The organism is Streptomyces katrae (assembly GCF_000966975.1).
GTDB classification, from domain to species: Bacteria; Actinomycetota; Actinomycetes; order Streptomycetales; family Streptomycetaceae; genus Streptomyces; species Streptomyces katrae.
Genome location: NZ_JZWV01001310.1, coordinates 1 through 1192 on the forward strand (window position 1 = coordinate 1; position 1192 = coordinate 1192).

1 protein-coding gene is annotated in these 1192 nt (G+C 68.6%); it reads left to right on the forward strand.

The genetic code is table 11. The annotated features are described in order from the left end of the window. Positions 1-204: 204 nt before the first annotated feature. Positions 205-666, forward strand: a complete 462-nt coding sequence (locus VR44_RS36565) for a hypothetical protein (protein WP_045951974.1) — start codon at positions 205-207, stop codon at positions 664-666. Positions 667-1192: the final 526 nt, after the last annotated feature.

A 1192-nucleotide genomic window follows, 5' to 3' on the forward strand; every position in this document is an offset into this window, starting at 1 on the left:
CCCTGCAGAGAGGTGGCTTTGAGGGGAGCCCGCCGCCGACGAGCCCATCGACTCGGAGTCACCCGAGTACCGGACGAAGGCGGGTTCAACGACGGATACCGGAGCCGGCACCAGATCCGGGGCAGCAGCACGGGAAACACCCTGACCAACACATAGAACCTGCCCGCCTACAGGAACAAGCCCCGTACATGGAAGTCTGTTCACATGGACACATTCACGGACCGATTCGAAGGCGCGTGGGAGTGGTGGGAGGCCGCCATCGAAGAAGCGCAGGAAGAGCGTTGGATCCGTGACACCGTGGAACGGCAGGTCATCAAGGACATCCGCGCCGCCACAAACCCCCTTTCTGGCGGACGGATGGCCCCGTTCACCGAGGACTCGTGGCACGTACGCATCGGGAGAATCGCGAACTGGGCCGGAGTGTTGCGGCTCGCTGCCCGGTCAGGCGGTTGGGTACTCCAGCCGGTCGCAGGACACCGCCCACCGCGCCCTGCGGGCATGGCCGAGCTGCTGTCCGGCATCTACGCCATCGGCGAGCAAGGAGAAATCTGGATGCGGCAGCTCCTGAAGGGGGAGCTGCCGCCAGAACACGAGATCGCGAAGGCCGAGGGCTTCCTCACCGGTCCGGGCTCCGTCGAGGACCTTGAGCTCTTCTTCTACGACTGAAAGGCCGTCTCTTCAACGCACCGCCCTGGCCAGACACCCGGGTCCAACCCTGCACTTGCTGGGAGCAAGGGGACCCTGAGGACGGCTCAGCCTCCGGCGCTGGGATGCGGGCGCGGGGAGCAGCACACCGGCTGGGCGTGGATGGGCCAGAGCTTGGGGTCATCCCCGCGGGTACGGGGAGCAGTCGGTGTGGCTGCACCGGCGCCGGTGTGGAGTCGGGTCCATCCCGACGGGTGCGGGGAGCAGGGGGGCGCCGGTCACCAGGCTCTGGAGCGTGGGGTCCATCCCCGCGGGTGCGGGGAGCAGAGTTCTCCCCAGCGCTCGTGTGCCTGGGCGAGGGGTCCATCCCCGCGGGTACGGGGAGCAGCCGCCGTACGCCAAGGTGTATCGGCGCTTGTCGGGTCCATCCCCGCGGTTGGGGGGAGCAGCCTCGGTTGGCAGGCGGGCGGTGACCGTCTCGGGGTCCATCCCCGCGGGTGCGGGGAGCAGAGCAGGCCACCCGCTGGGAGAACCCGCTGCTCCCCGC